Source organism: Embleya sp. NPDC050154 (assembly GCF_044460165.1).
In the GTDB taxonomy this organism is placed as follows: domain Bacteria; phylum Actinomycetota; class Actinomycetes; order Streptomycetales; family Streptomycetaceae; genus Embleya.
In genome coordinates, this window is sequence record NZ_JBITJP010000021.1 from 176194 (window position 1) to 196573 (window position 20380).

Sequence of the window (20380 nt, forward strand, 5' to 3'; positions counted from 1 at the left end):
CTTGATGGAAATCCGTGACGACGCCGGGTTCTTCGCTGCCCTGGACGCGAACGAGGAACTGCCGTACGGCAAGGCCCGCACCGCCCGCGCCGAGGAACTGGTCGTGGTGGCCGAGCGGATGGGCAACGACGAAAACCTCGCGTGGGCGCTGCTGCGGCTGATCACCGCGTACAACTACGGCGGCGAGTCGCCGCGTACGCCGGTGCCGCTGTCCCGGCTGCTCAAGCTGTGGGACGAGCACCCCGAGGGCTTCGACGAGCAGTTGACCCACCATCTGTTCTGGGACCTCAAGTGGGTCACCAGCTCGCTGCTCTCGGTGCCCGAGGTGCCGCTGACCGCGATCCGCGGCTATCTCGCGGACATGGAGCGCCGCTACCGCACGGCGGGGCACAGCCCGCGTCCGGTGCACCAGAGCCGGTTCTACCTGGCCCGGCACGTGGGCGCGGACGCGGAGACCACCGAGGCGTTCGACGCGTGGCTGGCCGCCGACCGCGATCGACTCGCCGACTGCGACGCGTGCGAACGGCGGGAGCAGGCCCGCTGGTTGATCGCGCAGGGCCGGGACACGGACGCGCTGGAGCTGCTCGCGCCCACCCTGGACGGCGAGTTGACCTGCGCCGAGGAGCCGCAGGTCTCGCTGGCCACCTCGATGTTGCCGCTGGTGCGCGCGGGCGACCCGGATCGGGCGCGCGCCCACCACCTGCGCGGCTACCGGTCGGTGCGCGGCAAGGTGAGCACGTACGCGGCGGTCGCCGAGCACATCGAGTTCTGCGCGCTGACCGGCAACGAGGGTCGCGGCATCGAGATCCTGGCCGAACACCGCGCGTGGCTGGAGCGTCCGCAGAGCGACCCGTCCGACCACTCCGACTTCCTCGCCGGCGTCGCGGTGCTGCTGCGCCGGTTGGTCGCGGTCGCCGGGCCCGAGCTGGTGGTCTTCGAGGACACCTCGGCCGGCGCGCTGCGCGATACGGTCGAGCGCGAACTCTTCGCGATCACCGCACGCTTCGACGCGCGCAACGGAAACGACGCGGTGAGCTCGCGGGTGCGGCGCCGGCTGGCGGCCGTACCGGTGGCCACGTCGCTGCCGCTGGGGCTGCGTTCGGTGCGGGTGGCCGCGGCAACCGAGCCGGCCGCCCCGAGGAACGCCGTCTCGGCCGCCGCCGATACCGCAGAACTGCTGTCCCACGCACAAGAGTTGGACGGGCAGGGACATCCCGGCTCGGAGGCCGCCTGGCGGGACTACGCGGCCGCCGCGCGGGAGCGGGGGCAGGACGTGGACGCCTTCGCGCTTGCCGCGATCGAGGAGGCGGACGGGGTCGAGCTGGTCGAGGAGGGCGAGTTCGCGGCCGGCATCACGGCGCTGACCCGGGCCGCGGCCGGCTATCTCGCGGCGGACGCGCCCGGGCGGGCCGTGGGCGCCGAGGTACGCGTCGCGATGGCGCGGTTCCGGGCCGAGGAGGCGGACACGATCGAGCTGTTCGACGCTGCTCGGGACAAGGCCGCCACATTCCTGCCGGAGGACGCCGCCCCGCTCGCACTGGTCCTGCACCACCGGGTGATCGTTGCGCTGGCGAGCGAGGCGGAGGACGTCGACGACGTCCTCACCGAACTGCACGACCTCGGCCGCGAGCACGGGTTGAGGCACCGTCAGGCGGCGGCGCTGCACATCCGCGCCGAGCGGGCACTACAACAGGATCGTACGGCCGACGCCCTGGCCGATCTGAGCGCCGCCATCACGCTGTGCGGCGAGGCCGAACGGCCGTGGTCGGCCTGCCGACCGCTGTTCCTGCGCAGCCAGGTGCGGATGCAGACGGGCGATCCGGCGGGGGCCGAGGCGGACATGCGCGCGGCGCTGGAGAAGGCCGCGTTCTACGCCGAGCCGCAGTTCCCGGTCGGCCACGCGCTGACCATGCTGGCGAACGCCCTCGGCGCGCAGGAAAGGGCCGAGGACGCGCTGCCGTTCGCGCTGGAGGCCGCGCACGTCTTCGACGACGAGGGCGACGCGGAAATGGCGGCGGCATGCCGCAGGGGTGCCGTGAGCATGCTGTTCGGCCTGGGCCGGGACGCGGAGGCCGCGGCGATCCTGGAGGAGTTGCTGCCGGAGATCGAGGCGCAGCACGGCGCCGAGCACGCGATGCACGAACGGTGGGCGCTGGGCATGTGCCTGCGCCGGCTCGGCGACGCCCGGGACGCGGCGAAGCATCTGTCGATGGCCGCCGAGGCCGCGACGAAGGTCGCCGATCGGGCGACGCAGGCGGAGCTCGCGGTGGCGGCGGCGCACGCGCTCGACGACGCGGGGATGGCGCCGCAGGCACAGGCGGCCTTCGGCCGGGCGATCGAACTGCTGCGTGCCGAGGGCGACGTACGCGAGACGGTCCGCGCGCTGCGCGCGAAGGCGTGGAACATCGCGGGCAACACGGACAGGGAGGACCCCTCGGGGGTGGACCGGGCGCTGGCGCTGTTCGGGGAGGCGTTGCGGGAGCTGGCGGGGGCCGGGGGCGGCGCGGACTCGGGTGCGGGTTCCGATGCGGACGCGGGCTCGGGTGACGGGTCGGCGTCGGGTGTGGGCTCGGGGGACGACGTGGCGGCGATGATCGCGGTCGAGACGGCCGGTACGCATCACCAGCTCGCCCACCTGCTGGCGCGCGCCGACCGGCTGCATCCGGCGCTGGACGCGGCCGATCGGGCGGCGACGGCGTACGTGCCGCTGCTGCCGGAGGAGGGCGACGGGTATGTGGATGCCGTTCAACTGGCCGCGCGGATAGAGGCGTTCGGGCTGGAGCAGCGGCAGACGGCGGTGAACCGGTTGACCGCGGCGCTGTCGGCCTGCGCGGCTGCGGACTTCCAGGCGGTCCAGGACCTCAGGGCGTTGCGGAACGAGCTGGCGAAGAACTGAGCCGCGGAGGCCGGCGGGCGGGTCACGACGGAACCCGCCGCCGGTCTCCAGCCTCCCGGTGCCTGTCGTGTTCGGGCCGGGCGGTCCGATTGTGTACCCGAACGGATGAGGATTCATGACGCGGGATGTCAGGGATCCGGGTCGATCATTGACTGGTCGGCGTTCGTGATGGCGTGAACCGGGCGCCGCGGACGGATTCGGATAGGCAAGGACCCCATGCGCGAAACTCCGGAAGATCTGAAAGAGCTTCAGTCCCTCCTCGACGCCTCCCTCTCCCGCTCCACCACACATCTGCGCTCGATCATCAACCGCGAGCGCACCTTGACCGCGGAGCAGCTCACCCGGACTCTCACCGGCATGTGCACCCTCGCCCTGTCCACCGTGACGGCGAAGGGCGAGCCGCGGATCAGCGGCGTGGATGGGCACTTCCTGCGTGGCAAGTGGCACTTCGGCACGGCGCGCGACGCCGCCAAGGCGCGCCACCTCGCGGCGCGCCCCGCCGTCAGTGCCGCGCACATGCGCGGTGAGGAACTGGGCGTGTTCACGCACGGCAGGGTGGAGATCCTCAACCCTCGGGAGGGCGCGCCGGCTGCGGATTGGCCGGACCTGCTGGCGTACTTCAAGGACTTCTACGGCGACGACTTGTTCGACTGGGACAACGACGTTGTCTACTACCGGCTGCATCCGCACTGGATGACCGTCTACGCCGCCGACGTCGCGAAGCTCACCGCGACGCCCGGGTCCTGATACGCGCCGGTCCCGATAGCGCCGGAACCGCCACCCATGCCGGGTGGAAGGGGTGGTCCCGTCGCCCGGAGCCCCGCGACGTGGCTCCGGGCGTCGGGTCGCCGGGCGTACCGCTAGATCGCCTTGACCGCCACGTCGCGGGCGTCGTGCGCGAGGATGTTCGGGAGGAGCGGGATCACGCCCTCGCCGGGCGCGAGTTCGAGCAGGGTGGCCTCGCCGCGCGCGGCGCCGGGGTGGATGTCGATGTAGGGCTGTCCGGTGCTGCGCCAGGTGTGTCGGGCGCCGTCGCACGTGGCGACGCTGCCGCCGACGGAGGCGTGCCGACCGTCCTGGTCCACCTGACCGCCGACCAGCACGGTCCCGGCGTGGTGGGGGGTGCATCGGTAGGTGCCGGAGAGTGTGATCGTGCCGTCGGCCGCCACCCACACGGTGGAATCGATGGTGACGTGGTCACCCCCGGCGCGCGCGGCACCGATCGGGAGCGTATGCGCCTGTGCGGCCACGGGAGCGAGCGCGAGCACGAGGCCGGCGAACCCGGCGGACAGAACCGTGGCCGTACGGCCGGCAGTGATGATCATGCCGTCGCCAACGATCCCGAATCCGAAAGGTTTCGGCCGTGCGTACGGAGGGGGGATCGCCGGGGATCCCACTCCGTTGCCGTCCATGGGCACAGGCCGACCTCACCGGCGCTGGGCCGGAGCCGGTGTGCTTCGATGCGCCGGTGCCGGCGGCTGCCGGCCCTCACGGGTTGGGCGCACACTGGTGCGTGTCATCAGGCCGTCGCGAAGGAGAAGCGTCATGACCCGGCACGTGCTCACGACTCACATAGGGGGGCGGGAGGTGGCCTTGCCCGGCACGATTGCCGACATCCGCGAGGCCTTGCCCGAAGCGTTGCGTGCCGACTTCGAGCGCGAGATCGAGTCCGCCTCGGCCGATGAGCTCTTCGGGGTGATGGCGAGCTGGGCGCTGCGCACGCCACAGGCCCAGGATCCGGACGAGGACGCCTTGGCAGAGCGGCTCAAGGCCGGGGACATGACCGGGATGAAGTACGCCGACGAACTGGACGACGCCTATCGGAGTACGGGATGAGCTATCGCGTCGCTTACACGCCGGATGCCGAAGTCGAACGCGCGCACCTCGCGCCCGAGCGCCGCAAGCGCTTCGATGCCGGAATGACCGGGATGGCAGCCGACCCGTACGCGCACGGTTCGACGCTGGGCGGCGATCGAGACCGTCGTGAGGCGACCGTGGCCGGTGTGGCGTTCATCCGCTACGTCGTGAGTGCGGCAGTCGTCACGGTGACCGTGGTCAAACTCGTACCGGCCCCCTGACACGACGCGAGCCCACAATCGCATGGCCATCGGCGATGCCGTCACTCGATGCGACCCAAGACGGCACCGACGCGTCAGCGCCGGGCCGTCTCCGATAAGCCGCTAGTCCCGCAGAGCGCGCAGCATTTCGCGCCAGGCGGCCGGGGCGATCTCCAGGTGGCCGCGCCGGCGGTCCTTGGTGTCACGGATGCCCGTGGACGCCGGGAGGGGGGCCACCTCGACGCAGGAGTCGTTGCCCGTGGATCGACTGGCCTTTCGCCACGCGTACGCGTCGATAGTGCTCAAAGCGCATCCAATCTGCTCTGGATCAAGCGCTGTGACTCGTCTTCGGGAAGCGACGCCGAACGCAGATAGTCCAGGTTCCGTCGGTGCCGTCGAACGGTCCGCTCGTCCTTGATGATTTGTGATCCACTTTCCCACTCGGCGTGTGCGGCTGCCGTATCGGGGGCGGGCAGTTCGAGCACTGTCACTGCCCCCAGGAACGGCCGTGCCGTAGCGCTCGATGGCACGATTCTCAGCCGTACATGGTCGAGTCGGCTCAGGTCCAGCAAGTACTGCAACTGCTCTTGCAACGCTACCTGTCCGCAGAAGCTGGTGAAAAGCACCGCCTCGGACAGCGTCACCGATAGGGGGGTGTCGCCGGACGCGACCATCTGCGCCCGGTGCAGTCGAACCTCCAGAAGCATGTCCGCGTCGTCGGGGTCGGGCACGAACGGTGTCTGCACGAGCATGGCGCGCGCATAGCCTGCGGCCTGGAGCGGTCCTGGAACAACCGTCGACGCAACTTCCAGGGCGGTTGCCTTCGCCTCCAGAAGGATCAAATCCTCGTAGGCCCGGGTGAGTACCTCCGCGTACTTCACCCACCACTGATCCGGCTCGCGCACTACGCCGAGCGCCCGGTCGAGTCGCATCCGGGTCACCGGGGAGAGCTGCAAAATGTCGGCCAGCACGGCCAGTTGCTCCGGCCTGATAGGTGTCACCCCGGTCTCCAGCCGAGACTGTGAGCCCTCGGCCCACCCCGCGCGCTGCGCCACGCGCGCCATGGGGAGCCCCGCCTCTTGCCGAAGTCGTCGTAGTTCGGCACCCACTTGCGCGGGAGTATGCATTGCGCCTCCGGTTCACCCACCTGGCCCCGATCATTACGAACGGTACATGGAAGGTTGCCGTAAGTCACCTTGCGTGTCAGCGTTGATGCCACGGGTGCTCGCCTCTCCGTGAACGTCGTCGGCTGTGTGGGAGCGGGTCGAGCACGCCGCCATCCGTGGGGCGAAAGGTGCCGCCATGCGTCACATCCGACCAGACCCATCAACCGGAACATTTGCTCGCCCCGCCAAAGGGGCGTGGATCCGTGACGGGCGCAGCGGACTGTGCGGAATCTGCGAATCGACCACCGTGCAAACCGTGTTCGCCCGCACGCTCGCCGGCACGCCGTTCACCGCGCGCCGCGACGACGTGTGCGTTCTCTCGCCCGACGCGGCGAACGAGGCCGTACACACCCCGCCCATCACAGCAATCACGAAACACAGCAAGGGAGTTCAGATGAGCCACCTGCCACAAGTACGCGAAGGGCACACCGTCGAGCACGTCGACGAGAGACTTCGTGGGGAGTATCCGGCGGGTCGGGTCGTGCTCACCGGAGTCGGCATGGTCTCGGTGCAGCCCGCCAACGGCGCGCCGAAATGGACGGTCGACCGCTACGACGTGCGGCACCTCGACGAAGACCAGCAAGCCGATTGATCCGCAGGTGGGCGGGTGCTCGATTCCAGGCGAAGCCCGCCCACCTGCAACACCACCGATCTCGAAGGACGGCAAGGTGCATCACGAACACTACCGAGTCCCGCCCGAAGGGCACCCGGGCGACGAATCACGCGAGTTGGGCATCGGCGCATGGGTCCGGCACGCAAATCCGAAGCTGCGATCCACCTACCCGGACGGCTACGTGGCCCGCATGCCCGGTCCGACCGGACCCCCACACGTACTCGTCCAGCCACACGGCCGCCCCGCCGGCACGGATCAATACCGCCTGCCACCCATCGACCTGACCCTGGCCAACCCGACCGACATCCTCACCTCGGCATACCTGTCGGCCGCGCTACGCAGGTTGGCGCACGTGGTCCGGACCGAACACTCCGCGCAGGACGAAGCCCCCTGACCACCGGACCCAACCCGCCCCGAACTCCGGCGCCTCGAAAGCCGTTTAACGCCGCCACCTCCCACCGGTCGCACAACCCAACCGCACCATCAGTCCCCGGCCGACCCATCTCGGCCGGGGACGCTCGACGCCCGACGGATCGCCGAAGCGCGCATCGGCCCCTGCCCAACTTGGGAAGGGTTCGTGCCGTCGGTGCAGGGCACAGGTCGTGCAACAAGTCGCAACATCCTCGACGTCGGAGGCAACGATGGCTCTACTCTTCTTCGGCAAAGACCCCGACACGGACGAGGACCACTGTCCGACCGTCTGGGTGGACGACGTGAGCGCGGATCTTGTTCTTCAGGGTTGGAAAGCGGACGGCGCGACCGAGAAGAAGTGTCTGGTGACCGGCCCGATCCCGGACACCGAGGCGGTCATCCGCATCCCGGCCCGCATGGTGCCGCAGATCAGGAAGGCGTGCGATGCCGCAGAACGCTCAGCCCAGCTTCGCTGACGTCATCCGGAACACGGACCACTCGGCGGTCCACTTGGAGATGCGCGACGGCTACGGCGACAACGAGCGATTTGCCGCGTGGCGGCGTGGAGAGCGGATCGACTGGGACAACCGGGCGTCGTGGTGGCGCGGATTCCACGATCAGGTCACCGGGGCCATCGCACGAGGGGTATCCATCCGCCGAGTCCGCATCGTCAGTGAGCCGGTCTCGGAATACATTCGCTGGGAGCACTACATGACCCGGGCCAACCTCGCCGTCGGCGAGCAAGTCAGATGGGTTCCCCGGCGTCTCGCTTGCGATCTCGTGGTCCCTTGTAATGACTTTTGGCTGTTTGACGACCGACTGGCGAGGGTCCACCACTTCGCAGGCGACGGTTCCCTTGTCGAGGACGAGTTCAGCTCCGAGCCGCATCTCCTGAAAGTGTTCGCCGCGTCGTTCGAAACCGCCTGGGAGCGCGGCATCCCGCATGAGGAGTATCAGCTCTGATCGTCTCGTAGCCCATCGGTCGGCACATGCCCTCGTCCCCGTTCTCCAGCGCCCAGGCCGCCCGCGAGTCCGTGGCGGCGCGGCTCAGGGATCTGCGTCTGGACGCCGACCTGACGATGCAGGATCTGGCTGATCGGTGTGACTGGAGCAAGGCAAAGACCTCGCGCATCGAGGCTGCGAAAACCACCCCGTCCGATGCCGACCTCCGGGCCTGGTGCTCGGCCTGCGGCGCCGAGGGACAGGCACCCGACATCATTGCCGCATCTCGCTCCGCCGACTCGATGTACGTCGAGTGGCGACGGATGCAGCGTACGGGTCTACGCAGACTCCAAGGGGCCAACGCTCTGCTGTACGAGCGGACGAAGGTGTTCCGCATGTATTGCTCCAGGGTCGTGCCCGGGCCCCTCCAGACCAAGGACTACGCCCACGCTCTTCTGTCGCTGATCGCGGACTTCCGTAATCTGCCCGACGATGTCAGCGCGGCCGCAACGGCTCGCGTGGACCGGTCGCACATCATCCGTGACGGCCACCACCGCGTCATCATGCTGGTCGAAGAGGACGTACTCACCCAGCACATCGGCGACGACTTCGTGATGGCCGGCCAACTCGGCCACCTCCTGACGGCCATGTCCTACCCCGCCGTCTCGCTCGGCATCATCCCTCGATCTGCATCCAGAGCGATGTGGGGACCGGAGACGTTCACGATGTTCGATGACAGGCGGGTCCACGTCGAATTGCTTGCCGCGAAGGTCACCGTGACGACGCCGACGGAAGTCGAGATCTACCACCGGGCCTTTGCCCGCCTCTCCGGCATGGCGGTGTACGGCCCCCGCGCTCGGACTCTGGTCGTCAGGGCGATCGACGCCCTCGGCTGATTGCCCTGCAACAACCTGCAACAACGTGGACCGGCAAGTTCCCTGTTTCGTAGCGTCTTTGTCGAGGCGGTTCCTCGCGGTGAGCAGGACATCCCTCGACCGGGTGAAGGGGCCGCGCCGTTGCATCGACTACTGCCACGATGCCGCGACAGCACCAGAGTCGTTCCGCAAGACCGAAGGGGCATGGATGGATACGTCCGGCGTTACGCAAGCGCTGATCCTGGCGGGCGGACAAGCCACCCGTATGAGGCCCTATACCGACGATGCCCCCAAAGCCATGGTCCCTGTCGCCGGCACACCGATCATCGGTCATCAACTGCTGTGGCTCGCCGCATATGGTGTGAAGAGCGTCGTTGTCTCCGGTGGTTACAAGGCGGAGGTGATCATCGACTACGTGGGCGACGGCTCGCGGTTCGGTGTCGAGGTCACATACGCAATCGAAGACGAGCCGCTGGGTCGTGGTGGTGCTCTCAAGTACGCGGCGCGGCAACTGGTCGACACGGAAGCGCCGTTCTTCGTCCTCAACGGCGACGTTGTCAGTGCGTTCTCGCCGGCTGATCTCGCCGACTTCCACCGGCGTCGCGACGGAGCCGTGACCGTCGCGCTGTCCCCGTATCGCTCCAATTGGGGTGTGGCGGACCTTGACGAGCAAGACCGCGTCAGGGGCTTCGTCCAGTCCCCGGAACTGCCCTACTGGGTCAACGCGGGCATCTACGTCTTCGACCCGGACGTGATCTCGCTGCTGCCCGACAACGGAGATCACGAGGACAACACCTTTCCGCAGCTTGCCCGAGAGGGCCGCCTCATGGGCTACCGGCTGTCGGGCTACTGGCGGGGTATCGACACCGTCAAGGACGTCATGGACGCGTCCAGGGAATGCCGCGACTCCGGATCCATCCCGGCCGCCGAGTTCCGCACCACCGATATCGACATCTAGGCCCCAGCCCGCAGGACTCCTGACCGGAGAGGGAGACCATGATCAACGGCAACGAGGTCATCCCAAGTCATCACGTCCTGTTCGTCACGTTCGATTCGCTGCGCTACGACGTGGCGCGGGCCGTCCTCCACGGCGGACGCAGCCCCAACCTCGAGCGCGTCCTGCCTGACGGACTGTGGGAAGAACGACGAACTCAAGGCTCGTTCACCTTTCCTGCGCACATGTCGTTCTTTTCCGGCTTCCTTCCGGTTCCCTCCGGTCCGGGCCGCCCTGGCAGGCTCTTCGCCTGTCACTCCATGCGCGGAACCACCATCCACGAGCGGACCTACGTCTTCGACGCTCCGGACATCGTCAACGGTCTGGCCGGACTCGGCTACCGCACCGTATGTATCGGGGGGGTCGGCTTCTTTTCCAACCAGACCAAGCTGGGCCGGGTTCTGCCCGGCCTGTTCCAAGAGAGTCACTGGAGTTCACGGACCGGCGCCGACGAGCCCGAATCGACACGGCACCAAGTGGACATCGCCTTGGCGGCACTGCGCGATCAACCCGCCGACAAGCCTCTGTTCCTGTTCCTGAACATCTCGGCCACCCACACACCGACTCACGTGTATCTGCCCGGAGAGACAGCGGACTCCTGGGAAAGCCAGTGCGCAGCCCTCGGCTACGCCGACAGGCACCTGGGTCGACTTCTCGACGCGCTTCCCGGCCACGGATCGTGGCTCGCCCTGTTCTGCGCCGATCACGGCGAGGCATACGGCGAAGACGGCTACACCGGGCACGGCATCGCGCATCCCTGTGTCTGGACCGTCCCTTACGCCGAGACCATCATCCCTGGCCGGCCACCCGAAGGACGGCCATCTGTGGCACCGAAAGCCGTTTGATGCCGACAGGCTCTTCGCCCGGTGGAGCCGACCACACTGCGATCCCCCGGCCGAAGCCTCTCGGCCGGGGGATCGTGGCGCTCCGCGCGTCGCCCGTGCGGACCAGGGGGCCTACTTCGGCAGGTTCCGGGCCATCACGATGCGCCGGACCCGGTTGGTGCCCTCGTGGATCTGCATGATCTTGGCGCCGCTCATTGTTCGGGGCGAGAAGGATGTGGTGCGGGTGGTTGTGGTCGCTGGGGGAGGCGGGCCGGGTTGACGGGTGGCTTCGGTGGGGGTCAGTCCACGTCCAGAGTCGCCTCGATGGTGTCGCCGTTGGCGTCGGGTTCGGGGCGGTGGCGAAGTTCGGCGCCGCCGGTGGTGAGGAGGCGTTGGGCGGCGGTGTTCGTGTCGGTCGTACTGGCCACGATGCGGCTTGCGCCCTGGGTCTTGGCCTCGGCGCGGAGGAGGGCGACGACGGCGTGGCCGACGCCTTGGGCCCGGTGCGAGCGGCCGATCCACAGGCCGGCCTCCAGGGCGCCGTCCGGGGTCGGTTGGAGACGGGCGGCGCCGACCACCTGCCCGGCGACCAGGATCGCGTATGTGGTGGGGGTGGCGGCCCACTCGTGATGGAAGGCCAGGAAGGCCGCGCGGCGGTCGGCGGTCCAGCCGGGTGGGCCGGGTACGGCCGGCATCACCTCCGACGGGTCCGCGTCGGTCACCGCGGTGTCCAGGAGGGCGGCCAGCAAGTCTTCGTTCAAGCGGCGCAGTTGCACCCGTGCGTTGTCCACCCCCGGAGCCTCTCCACCACCACACACCCCCGTCAAACCCATAGGCTCCCCACGACGCGCATCGCAGCCGCGCGGCAACTCGTCCGCACCGGCCGGCCGATCCGAGAGACGCGTCTTGCCCGCCCGTGCTTGCCGACGGGACGCCTCAAGCCGGTGCCTCCGAAACGAGCCGCGCCTATCGAGTCGGCTCGGCCCGACGTCCGAAACGAGCCGCGCCTATCGAGTCGGCTCGGCCCGACGTCCCGGCCATCTGATGCGCCCGTGCGTTGGTCGATGGCGCGCATTCCGATCGGCGTCCTGGACTTGCCCACCGGCGGGACTTCGCCAGGCGTTTTTGCAGCCGGCCGCGCCTTCGCTCGCCCGGCAACTCGGCCGCGCCCGGCCGTAGTTCGCACTGCGAGTCGAAATCGACCCGGCATTTCCGGAACGAGCCGTGTCGGCTGCCCCGTTCGTGGCGGCCGGACTCCGTGCCGCCCCGATCGCGGACCTGCCGTGACCGCGTCCTTCCGGAGCGCCCCCTTGCAACCGCCCGCCTTGACGGCACCCGCCACCGGCAACCCGCCCCCGGCGTTCGCAAAGGGCAACGGCCGCCCGCCTGCCCTCCGTTCGGGAGGGAGGCGGGCGGCCGTCGGGGGTGTTGCGGTGGGTTACCTGTTCTTCTTGGGTGCGCAGACGTTCTTGTCCGCCGTCTCCAGGTCGATGTTCTTCGGGGGTTCGGTCGGCGCGGTCGTCACCGGGGGTGGGGCCGCGGTGGGGTAGTCCTTGCCGATCAAGACCTCGAAGCGGGTGAGCGTGGTCGATGTGCTCTCGATCAGCGCGCCGTCACCCAGGCCCGTCGCGGCGGCCAGGGCCTTCGCGGCGTCCAGGCGGCCCTTGGGATACGTGATCCTGCTGGTCGGGTGGATCTTGCCGTCCCGTGCGTTGCCGGAGGCGACCGCGACGAACTTGCGCCCGGCCAGGTCGGCCGCGACCTCGTTGGCGCGCTTGTTGACACCGCTGCCGTTGCGTACGTCGACCTTGACCGTAGTCGGGTCCACCTTCGGCGGTTCGGGCGTCGTCTGCGCCGGCGGTGTGTCGGCCGCGGGCTTGTCGTCCTTGGTGACGGGCGTGTCCGTGCGCAGCATCGCCATCAGGTTGTTGGCCTCGGGCTGCTTGGGCTGGACCTTGGACTTGGCCATCGGCGGGTATTCCTCGATCGGCAGCGTGGTGAACGCCATCCGCTTCTCGGGGACCTTCTTCAACTGGTTGCCCAGCGAGATCAACTTGTCCACGCCGCCCAGACCCCGGTCCACGGTCAGCGACTCGACCGCGATGTTGGCGATCTTGAACATGCCCTCGACGTTGGTCAGCGACGCGCTGTTCTTCAGTTTGCGGGTGAGCGCCATCAGGAACGCCTTCTGCGCCTTGATCCGGGCCAGGTCGCTGCCGTCGCCGAAGGCGTGCCGCGCGCGCAGGAACTTGAGCGCGGTCTCGCCGCTGAGGTTCTGGTCGCCCGCGTCGAGCTTGAGGTCGGTGCCGCCCTGCTGGTTCGGCAGTACCGGGTCGTTGATCGGCTCGGAGATGCACATGTCCACGCCGTTGACGGCGTCGGTCATCTTCTTCACGCCGGTGAAGTCGATCATGATGTAGTGGTCCACCTGGACCCCGAGCATCTTGTCGACCGTGGACACCGTGCACGGCGGACCGCCGTTGGCCAGGCTCTCGTTGAACGACTGCGGCCCGTTGGACGCCGGGTACGTCTTACCGTCCACGACGCACTTGGGTATCTGCACCATCGTGTCGCGCGGGATGCTGACCAGCGTCGCGTTGCTGCGGTCGGCCGAGACGTGCATCAGGATCGTGACGTCGGCGAGGCCCTCGGTGTGCTCGGACGCGCCGTACTTCTTGCCGAGACCCTTTCGGCTGTCGTTGCCGATCAGCACGATGTTCAGCGGCTTGCGCCCGAACGCGTCCTCCTCGGCCTTGGGGATGCCCTCGCTGCCCGCGTTCTTCGCGGTGGTGTTTATCTTGCTGTCGAGGTACTTGATGTAGCCGTACGCGCTGCCGGCCAGCACCACCAGCAGGCCCACCACCGAGATGGCGATCCACTTGAGCCGCTTCTTGACCTTGCTCTTGGGCGGTCCCTCGCTGCGCGCGCCGTTCCGGGCTCCCGCGCGCCCGGTGGGTGCGCTGCCCGCGCGGTCCCGACGCCGGGGCGGGTCGTCACCGGCGCCCTGACCCGAGGCGGCGGCCACCGCCGACGGGCGGCGCCTCTCGGGGATGGCCGCCCGCGAGCGCGGCCCGGACGTACCGGGGCCGTCCGTACCGGCCCCGGCACCGGATTCACCGCCGGATCCATTACCGGCGCCGCCCGGTGCCCGCAGCTCGAAGCTGCCGGTGTCCGGGTTCATCACCCACATGTCCGCGACGTCCGCGTCGTCCATGCCGCCCAGGGGATCGTTGTCCCCGGGCGCGCCGCGGTGCGGCCCGTTCCCTCTGTTCACGCCGAGATCCCCTCCGGCTGTACCCGCCGCACGGTCCCCCCGGCTGTGCGCGGTTTCATGGGCGACACCGGGGTTCCGGAGGCATCCGCACGGAACCCGACGGTGGTACGTGATGGTCGGTATGGAAGCAGCCACCATAACCGGCGAGTTCTTGCCATGGTCACAGAGACTGCGAAGTCCTGACGCTCGGATCATCGGAAAAGGTACAAACACCCTTCAGTGATTGTTCCGGATCCGTCGTCGTTCGATCGTCGTTCGATCGATGGGGGTCGCGGACGAACGCTTTCGCGCGAATGCCACCACGACCCCCCTCGAACGTGCAAGCGCTACTTCTTGCGCGGTGAGGCGCATTTCGTGTTGTCGGCCGTCTCCAGGTTCAGGTCGGCGGCCTTGGGCGGTTCCGGCGTCCGGTCGGGGCCGGCGGTCGTCGAACTCTTCGGGGTGCCGTCGTCGGTGCCCGTTCCCGGGAGATCCGCGCCGATCAACAGCTTGATGGTGGTGTCGCCGGGACGAGCCGCCTCCAGTGCGGTCTCCGGCAGGCCCAGGGCGGTCGCGATCGCCTTCGCCTGGTCCTGGCCGCCCTCGGGGTAGGTGATCCGACTGTTGGCGTGTTCTCGCCCATCCGGCATCGTCGTACCCGAAGTGGCCTTGAAACCTTGGCGCTTGAGGTTCTCCACCACCGGGGTGATCCGCCTCTTGGTGGTTCCGGTGTCCACCGTCACCCTGATCCGCGCCGCGTCGCCGGGCGAGATCGTCGCCGGCGGGGGCGGCGTCGTGGTCACCGGCGCGGGCGGCGGAGTGCTCGCCGCGTCGCCCTGGGTCAGCGGCCGGTCCGCCCGGATCGTGGCCCACAGATCGTCCGCGGCCGGACGCCTGGGCTGGACCTGGTCCGGAGCCGGCCGATAGGTCTCGGTCGGCAGGGTGGTGAACGCCATGCGTTTGTCCGGCACCTTCTTGATCTCGTCGGCCAGGTCGATCAGCTTGTCCACGCCCGCCAGGTCGTTGTCGACCGTCAACGCGCTGACCGCGCTGTTCGCGATCCGGAACATGCCGTCCACGTTGGTCAGCTTCGCGTTGCTCTTGAGTTCGCGCGCCAGCGCCATCAGGAAGACCTTCTGCGCCTCGATCCGGGCCAGATCGCTGCCGTCGCCGAACGCGTGCCGGGCACGCAGGAATTGCAGCGCGTCGTCGCCGCTCAGCGTGTTCGGGCCGGCCGGGAGCTCCAGTCCGGTACCTCCGCGCGAGCCGGACAGGACCGGGTCGTGGATCGGCGCGTCCAGGCAGATCGGCACCCCGCCGACCGCGTCGGTGAGATCCCGGACGCCCTTGAAGTTCACCTCGATGTAGTGGTCGGTGCGGACCTGGAGCATGCGGTCCACGGTGGCGACCGTGCACGACGCGCCGATGCTGCGGAAGCTGTCGTTGAACTGGCCGAACCGGGCCTCGGTGACCTTCTTGTCCTTGCCCTTGCCGATCTCGCAGCGTGGGATGTCGACCATCGTGTCGCGCGGGATGTTCACCAGTGTGGCGTTCGAGCGGTCGGCGGACAGGTGCATCAGGATCGCCACGTCGGCGAGCCCCTCGTGGCCCTCCGCGCCGTAGCGCCGCCCCTCGCCGACCCGACTGTCGTTGCCGATCAGCAGGATGTTCATCGGACTTCGGCCCTGCGCGTCCTTCGGCGCGGCCGGTGGTCGATTCTCCTTGTCGGCGGTGATCTGGGTGTGGTGCAGCTTGCCGTTCAGATACTGGATGTACCCGTAGGCGCTGCCTGCCAGGACCACCAGGATGCCGACCACGGAGATCGCGATCCATTTCAGGCGCTTCTTCACGGTGCTCTTTCTGCGTATGCCCCGCCGGCCGGGTGCCGCAGGCTCCCCGACCTCCGTATCCGCGTCCGTGCCCATGTCTCGCGTCCCCTCCGGCAACGTGCCGGATCACCGCCGATCGACGGCGGCCCGGCCCTCCCTGATGCGGTGTCGATGAATCAGCTCGCGCACACGTCCTGTTCCGCCGTTCGTCCCGAGACGGTGACGATCGGACTCGTGTCCGCGGCCGGCGTCGGCTTGGCCGACGGGGTACCGCCGCTGGTCGAAGGGGGATTCTCCGTGGAAGCCGACGAGGACGGAGCGGAGGTCGGCGCCTCGGTGCCGGTCGAGCGCTTGCCCGTCGGCTTGCCGGCGCCGCTCGAACTCGGCGCGCTCGGCGTGAGCGTCACGCGCTCGCCGTTCTCGTCGATGGTGGTGCGGGCGGACGCCGGCGGTGTCGCCGACTGCTCGATCCGCACCTCGCCGTTGTTCTCGAAGCCGTTCTCGTCCTTGCCGCTGACCGCGGTGCCGACCGCGACCCGGTCGAGGCGGATCGCGTCGAACAGTCGGTCCGCCTGCGGCTGGACCAGTTCGTCGCGGTCGGTGTCGAGCCGGTACGGCTGCCGAGGCACGGTCAGGAACGCGACCTTGTCGTTCGGGATTCCCTTGATGCTGTCGGACAGGGCCATCAACTCCTTGAGCGAGCTCAGTCCCGGGTCGGCGGTGATCGACCGGGTTCCGGCGTCGAGGAGGTTGTACAACTTCCACGGCTGGGTCAGCATGTCGCCGACCTTGACCTTCTTAACGAGCGCGGCCAGAAAACGCTGCTGCCGGGTCATCCGCTGGGTGTCGCTGCCGTCGTCCACGTTCTTGCGGGCGCGGACGAAGCCGAGCGCCTGCTCACCGTCGAGCTTCTGCTTCCCGGCGGGCAGGTCGAGCTTGGCGGCGGTGTCGCGCATCGGCTTGCTCAGGCACACCTCGACGCCCTCGACCGCGTCGACCATCTCCTTGAAGCCGGCGAAGTCGATCACGATGTGGTGGTCGACCCGAATCCTGGTCATCTGCTCGATGGTCTTGATCGTGCAGGCCGCGCCGCCGATTTCGAACGCGTGGTTGAACTGGTCGCGGTAGGCCCGCGACTTGCTGCCGTCCGGGCGCACGCAGGAGGGGATGTCGACCATCAGGTCACGCGGGATGCTGACCGCGACCGAGCTTTTCCGGTCGGCGGCGAGGTGCAGCAGGATCGTCGTGTCGGAGCGCTTGGTGCCCTCGCCGATGTCGCCGTACTGCTTGTTGTCGCCGGTGCGGTCGTCCGAGCCCATCAGCAGGATGTTCGCCGCGTCGTGCGCGACGACCTGTGGGCGCTCGGCCTCCGGTCCCAGCTTCGCGGTCAGGTCCTCGGTGGTGATGTTGCCGTCCAGCTTGCGGTACAGCGTGTAGACCACGACGCTGCCGGCCACCAGGCACAGCGCGACGGTGACGGTGACGCCGATCAGGACCCGCTTGTACACGCGCCGGCGCCGATTGCGGCGGGCGAGCCGATCGGGGGCCGCGGCGTCGCCGGCGGCGGCCATCGCGGCGAGGGGCTCCGCCGGGTCGGTGGGGGTCGGCGGGTTCGGTACGGCCGGCGGCTCGGCCGCCTGGGCGGCCTGTTCGGGAACCCCCGTGCCCGGTTCGGCGGCGGCCGGCTCGGCCGCGCTCGTGTCGTCGGTGCCCGGCTCGGGCGTGCCGGCCCCGGGCGCGCCGGTCTCGGCGGTACCCGGCTCGGCCTCGGCCCGCTCGGCCGCGCCGGCCTCGGCCGACGCCTCCGCAGCAGGTGCGTCCGCCGTCGGCGGGGCCGATATCTCGGCTTCGGTCGGAGCCTCGGGCGCCGTTTCCGGGCTCGCGTCCCGACCGGGTTCGGCCTGCTTGCCGGCCCGTTCGCTGTCACTCACGTCGTGTCTGCTTCTTTCCCCAGGGCGCCCAACGCCGATCAAGAGCGACGAACCGCGCGTAGAGCGGCCGTTGCAGTGATAGACGTGCTGCCACTTCCTTGAGTTGCGTGCAGCCATTCGCGTGTGACGCAGGTCACCCGATGTGGGCGCAGCACGCCGCGTCGGAGCGGCTCGCGTATCGGCGAGCACGCTACCGTGCGCCGCCGTATCGGTGACCCCGGAGTCGGTACGTATCCCCGTGAACGGGGTGACGCGTCGTCAGTTCGCCTTGCAGATGTCCTGATCCGCGTTCCGAATGTCCGCCTTGACCGGCGCCCCGGCCGGCTCGGACGCCGCCCTCGGGGTCCCGGCGACCCGGGCGCCCGCGATCGGTGCCGATCCGGTCGCGCCGGTGCGGTCGGCGGTCGGCGTGGGTGCGGCGGAGGCGCCCGAGGCGGCCTCGGCCGGGGGCGGTGCCACTCCCGTGGTCGCCGCTCCCGTACCCGCCGCCGCGCTCGTGTCCGGTTTGCCACGACCGTCCAGCGGCCGGTCGTGGTTGATCGCGTCGAACAAGCGCCGCGCCTCCGGCTGGATCAGCGCGACCCGGTTGTTGTCCTCCGGCGGGTTGTACACCGGTACGTGCGCGAAGGTGATGTCCTTCGTCTCCAGGTCCCGCATGCCGCGCGCGAGGTCGACCAGGGCCGACACCGAGTCCAGGCCCTCGTCGGCCCGGATCGACTTCGTCAGCGCGTCCGCCAGGGCGAACAGCCGGGACGGGCTCGAGAGCGTGTCGCCGCTGCGGATCTGCTTCGCGAGCGAGGCCACGAACGCCTGTTGCCGCTTGATCCGACCCAGGTCGCTGCCGTCGCCACCGAGCCCGATGTCGTGGCGCAGCCGGACGTAGTCCAGCGCCTCCTTGCCGTGCACCTTGCGTCGGCCGGCCGACAACGAGATGTTGCCCTCGCGGTCCTGCACCGTTCTGGGCAGACAGATCTCCACACCGCCGACCGCGTCGACCATGCCCTTGAAGCCGGAGAAGTCGACGATGATGTGGTGGTCCACGCGCATGTCGGTGATCTTCTCGACGGTGTTGCGCGTACAGGCCGCGCCGCCGAGTTCGAACGCCGAATTGAACATCACCCCGCGCTGTTCGGCGGAGCGCGCGCCGTCCCTGGTGACACACGAGGGCACGGTGACCAGCAGGTCGCGCGGGATGCTGACGACCGCGGCGTGCTCGCGATCCGAGGACAGGTGCACCAACAGCGTGGTGTCCGAGCGTTCGCCGTTGTCCCCGCCACCGCCCAGCGCGCGGTTCTCGCCCGCTCGCGAGTCCGAACCGATGATCAGCAGGTTCATCGGCCTGCCCTTGCCGTTGCCGCCCATGTCGGGGCGGTCGGCGTTGAGCTTGCCGTCCACCGAGTCGGTCCTGAGGTTGCCGTTGAGTCGCTGGTAGGCGAAGTAGCCGGCCGAGACGCCGGTCAGCACGATCAACGAGACCCCGACGCCGATCGGCAGGAACACCCTGCGGCGCCGGTTGCGCTTCTTGCGCGCGCGCCGCGCGGCGGCTCGGCCGCGGGCGGATTCGACCGGCGCGGCCGAACCGGGTTCGTGGGGCGGCGCGTTCGACGGATCGGCGGGCTCGGCCGCGGCCTCGGACCGATACAGGTGATCCCACGAATCCATGAACCCCACGCCTCCCCGACTGCTGAGGGACCGCCGGGCACGGCACTACGGGCGGTCGGGGCCACGAAAGCGCAGCACGACCCGTCTTGTCATGGCCTAGTCGGCGGAACGGGTGACGGCACGGGTGACCCGTTCCGCCTCGATTCGCCGCTCCAGCAGGGATTCATCCAGGTGACGGCATACGACAACCGGTACGGACGCGGCCAGCGGCGCGAGCAGGCCCGCCCGCAGTCCACCCGTTCGGGCGAAGCTCAAAGAGGTGAGCAGGCGGTCGCCGGAGACCAGTTCCCACTCGCGCGCGGCGGCCTCGCCCTCTTCGGCCAGTTCGCCGGCCGTCCACACCCGCCCGGCCTCCTCCAGCGCGGCGTCCGGCGCCCGCGTCGGGCCCTCGGGGACGAAGCGATCGCCGTGCCCGGCCACTTCGGCCGCGTAGTCCAGGAAGCCGGCGGGCGGCGCGGGAAAGCGCCCGCCCATCGGGCGCAGGGCCAGCGCGACCCGCTCACCGGGACACGTGGCCGCGCGCTCGAGCGTGTCCGGACCCGAGACCACCACGTCCGCGTCGGCTGGATCCGCGTCGAAGCTCACCACCAGGCCGAGCGACCAGGCCGCGAGCAACCACACCTGGGTCTGCCAGTGCGCGGGCAACAACAGGGACACCCGCGCTCCGGGCTCCACCGCGAGGTCGTCGCGCAACAGATTCGCGGTCTTGGCGACCCAGTTGTCGAACGTGGCGACCGAGAGCTCTACCCGCTCCCCGGTGGCGTCGTCGTAGAAGGTGGTGAAGGGCCGCGCGGAGTCGGCGGCGAGCGCGGTGCGCAACTGATCGACCGGGGTGCTGGGCATGGGCCCAGCCTATCGAGCACGCGAATCCGTGCGGCAAATGGGTGTATTTAAGACATTTGGTACGGGCTTCGTCGTTGTCCGGGC

Annotated in this window: 20 protein-coding genes; 11 read left to right on the top strand and 9 right to left on the bottom strand. The window is 69.3% G+C overall.

The annotated features are described in order from the left end of the window. Positions 1-4: 4 nt before the first annotated feature. Together ACIBSV_RS35790 and ACIBSV_RS35795 are read left to right on the top strand one after the other, a co-directional pair. On the top strand, positions 5-2896 hold the full coding sequence (locus ACIBSV_RS35790; protein ID WP_395870612.1) for a hypothetical protein: 2892 nt from the start codon (positions 5-7) through the stop codon (positions 2894-2896). A 216-nt stretch (positions 2897-3112) separates the two neighbouring features. Continuing rightward, the gene (locus ACIBSV_RS35795; RefSeq protein ID WP_395870614.1) at positions 3113-3643 is read left to right on the top strand and encodes a pyridoxamine 5'-phosphate oxidase family protein; all 531 of its coding nucleotides are present in this window, start codon (positions 3113-3115) and stop codon (positions 3641-3643) included. Between the two features lie 113 nt (positions 3644-3756). Here the strand turns inward: ACIBSV_RS35795 and ACIBSV_RS35800 are convergent, their stop codons facing one another. After that, positions 3757-4221 carry a DUF6299 family protein gene (locus ACIBSV_RS35800; RefSeq protein ID WP_395870616.1) on the bottom strand — a complete coding sequence of 155 codons (465 nt, stop codon included), beginning with the start codon at positions 4219-4221 and terminating at the stop codon, positions 3757-3759. A gap of 220 nt (positions 4222-4441) precedes the next feature. On the opposite strand from ACIBSV_RS35800, the gene ACIBSV_RS35805 reads away from it, so the two are divergent. Beyond that, complete coding sequence (locus tag ACIBSV_RS35805; protein WP_395870618.1) at positions 4442-4732, top strand: hypothetical protein; 291 nt, start codon at positions 4442-4444, stop codon at positions 4730-4732. After that, positions 4729-4974, top strand: coding sequence for a hypothetical protein (locus ACIBSV_RS35810; RefSeq protein WP_395870620.1), 246 nt, complete (start codon positions 4729-4731; stop codon positions 4972-4974). Before ACIBSV_RS35805 ends, ACIBSV_RS35810 begins: the two co-directional genes overlap by 4 nt. Positions 4975-5076: 102 nt before the next feature. Here ACIBSV_RS35810 and ACIBSV_RS35815 read toward each other — a convergent pair whose 3' ends face one another. Together ACIBSV_RS35815 and ACIBSV_RS35820 are read right to left on the bottom strand one after the other, a co-directional pair. Next, a complete protein-coding gene (locus ACIBSV_RS35815) occupies positions 5077-5259 on the bottom strand; it encodes a DUF397 domain-containing protein (protein ID WP_395870622.1) in 183 nt (60 codons plus the stop codon). Next, positions 5256-6080 (bottom strand): helix-turn-helix domain-containing protein, encoded by an 825-nt coding sequence (locus ACIBSV_RS35820; protein ID WP_395870624.1) that lies wholly within the window; start codon positions 6078-6080, stop codon positions 5256-5258. Before ACIBSV_RS35820 ends, ACIBSV_RS35815 begins: the two co-directional genes overlap by 4 nt. Before the next feature lie 175 nt (positions 6081-6255). Between ACIBSV_RS35820 and ACIBSV_RS35825 the strand changes: the two genes are divergently transcribed. The 7 genes from ACIBSV_RS35825 to ACIBSV_RS35855 all read left to right on the top strand — a co-directional run bounded on the left by ACIBSV_RS35825 (position 6256) and on the right by ACIBSV_RS35855 (position 10799). Beyond that, the gene (locus tag ACIBSV_RS35825; RefSeq protein ID WP_395870626.1) at positions 6256-6711 is read left to right on the top strand and encodes a hypothetical protein; all 456 of its coding nucleotides are present in this window, start codon (positions 6256-6258) and stop codon (positions 6709-6711) included. Between the two features lie 76 nt (positions 6712-6787). Continuing rightward, positions 6788-7126, top strand: a complete 339-nt coding sequence (locus ACIBSV_RS35830) for a hypothetical protein (protein WP_395870628.1) — start codon at positions 6788-6790, stop codon at positions 7124-7126. A 247-nt stretch (positions 7127-7373) separates the two neighbouring features. Next, complete coding sequence (locus ACIBSV_RS35835) at positions 7374-7619, top strand: hypothetical protein (RefSeq protein ID WP_395870630.1); 246 nt, start codon at positions 7374-7376, stop codon at positions 7617-7619. Then, positions 7588-8106, top strand: coding sequence for a DUF6879 family protein (locus ACIBSV_RS35840; protein ID WP_395870632.1), 519 nt, complete (start codon positions 7588-7590; stop codon positions 8104-8106). Before ACIBSV_RS35835 ends, ACIBSV_RS35840 begins: the two co-directional genes overlap by 32 nt. Before the next feature lie 26 nt (positions 8107-8132). Then, positions 8133-8981: a helix-turn-helix domain-containing protein gene (locus tag ACIBSV_RS35845; protein WP_395870634.1), complete on the top strand. Its 849-nt coding sequence runs from the start codon at positions 8133-8135 to the stop codon at positions 8979-8981. Between the two features lie 79 nt (positions 8982-9060). Beyond that, positions 9061-9918, top strand: coding sequence for an NDP-sugar synthase (locus ACIBSV_RS35850; protein WP_395870636.1), 858 nt, complete (start codon positions 9061-9063; stop codon positions 9916-9918). A gap of 38 nt (positions 9919-9956) precedes the next feature. Further along, positions 9957-10799 carry an STM4013/SEN3800 family hydrolase gene (locus ACIBSV_RS35855; RefSeq protein ID WP_395870638.1) on the top strand — a complete coding sequence of 281 codons (843 nt, stop codon included), beginning with the start codon at positions 9957-9959 and terminating at the stop codon, positions 10797-10799. Between the two features lie 278 nt (positions 10800-11077). On the opposite strand, the gene ACIBSV_RS35860 is transcribed toward ACIBSV_RS35855, so the two are convergent. From ACIBSV_RS35860 to ACIBSV_RS35885, 6 genes are all read right to left on the bottom strand, one after another. Continuing rightward, a complete protein-coding gene (locus ACIBSV_RS35860; RefSeq protein ID WP_395870640.1) occupies positions 11078-11569 on the bottom strand; it encodes a GNAT family N-acetyltransferase in 492 nt (163 codons plus the stop codon). 647 nt (positions 11570-12216) lie between these two features. Beyond that, complete coding sequence (locus tag ACIBSV_RS35865) at positions 12217-14052, bottom strand: LCP family protein (RefSeq protein ID WP_395870642.1); 1836 nt, start codon at positions 14050-14052, stop codon at positions 12217-12219. Between the two features lie 326 nt (positions 14053-14378). After that, entirely contained in the window at positions 14379-15881 is a 1503-nt protein-coding gene (locus ACIBSV_RS35870; protein WP_395870644.1) for an LCP family protein, read from the bottom strand. Positions 15882-16036: 155 nt separating this feature from the next. Continuing rightward, positions 16037-17791 carry an LCP family protein gene (locus tag ACIBSV_RS35875; RefSeq protein WP_395870646.1) on the bottom strand — a complete coding sequence of 585 codons (1755 nt, stop codon included), beginning with the start codon at positions 17789-17791 and terminating at the stop codon, positions 16037-16039. 258 nt (positions 17792-18049) lie between these two features. Beyond that, positions 18050-19453, bottom strand: a complete 1404-nt coding sequence (locus tag ACIBSV_RS35880) for an LCP family protein (RefSeq protein ID WP_395870648.1) — start codon at positions 19451-19453, stop codon at positions 18050-18052. A gap of 96 nt (positions 19454-19549) precedes the next feature. Further along, positions 19550-20296, bottom strand: a complete 747-nt coding sequence (locus ACIBSV_RS35885) for a TIGR03089 family protein (RefSeq protein ID WP_395870650.1) — start codon at positions 20294-20296, stop codon at positions 19550-19552. Between the last annotated feature and the right edge of the window lie 84 nt (positions 20297-20380).

Coding starts and splice junctions, on each gene's coding strand:
- ACIBSV_RS35885 (WP_395870650.1), bottom strand. CDS start 20,296: ATGCCCAGCACCCCGGTCGATCAGTTGCGCACCGCGCTCGCCGCCGAC.
- ACIBSV_RS35800 (WP_395870616.1), bottom strand. CDS start 4,221: ATGATCATCACTGCCGGCCGTACGGCCACGGTTCTGTCCGCCGGGTTC.
- ACIBSV_RS35825 (WP_395870626.1), top strand. CDS start 6,256: ATGCGTCACATCCGACCAGACCCATCAACCGGAACATTTGCTCGCCCC.
- ACIBSV_RS35840 (WP_395870632.1), top strand. CDS start 7,588: ATGCCGCAGAACGCTCAGCCCAGCTTCGCTGACGTCATCCGGAACACG.
- ACIBSV_RS35845 (WP_395870634.1), top strand. CDS start 8,133: ATGCCCTCGTCCCCGTTCTCCAGCGCCCAGGCCGCCCGCGAGTCCGTG.
- ACIBSV_RS35820 (WP_395870624.1), bottom strand. CDS start 6,080: ATGCATACTCCCGCGCAAGTGGGTGCCGAACTACGACGACTTCGGCAA.
- ACIBSV_RS35810 (WP_395870620.1), top strand. CDS start 4,729: ATGAGCTATCGCGTCGCTTACACGCCGGATGCCGAAGTCGAACGCGCG.
- ACIBSV_RS35880 (WP_395870648.1), bottom strand. CDS start 19,453: ATGGATTCGTGGGATCACCTGTATCGGTCCGAGGCCGCGGCCGAGCCC.
- ACIBSV_RS35855 (WP_395870638.1), top strand. CDS start 9,957: ATGATCAACGGCAACGAGGTCATCCCAAGTCATCACGTCCTGTTCGTC.
- ACIBSV_RS35790 (WP_395870612.1), top strand. CDS start 5: ATGGAAATCCGTGACGACGCCGGGTTCTTCGCTGCCCTGGACGCGAAC.
- ACIBSV_RS35835 (WP_395870630.1), top strand. CDS start 7,374: ATGGCTCTACTCTTCTTCGGCAAAGACCCCGACACGGACGAGGACCAC.
- ACIBSV_RS35805 (WP_395870618.1), top strand. CDS start 4,442: ATGACCCGGCACGTGCTCACGACTCACATAGGGGGGCGGGAGGTGGCC.
- ACIBSV_RS35795 (WP_395870614.1), top strand. CDS start 3,113: ATGCGCGAAACTCCGGAAGATCTGAAAGAGCTTCAGTCCCTCCTCGAC.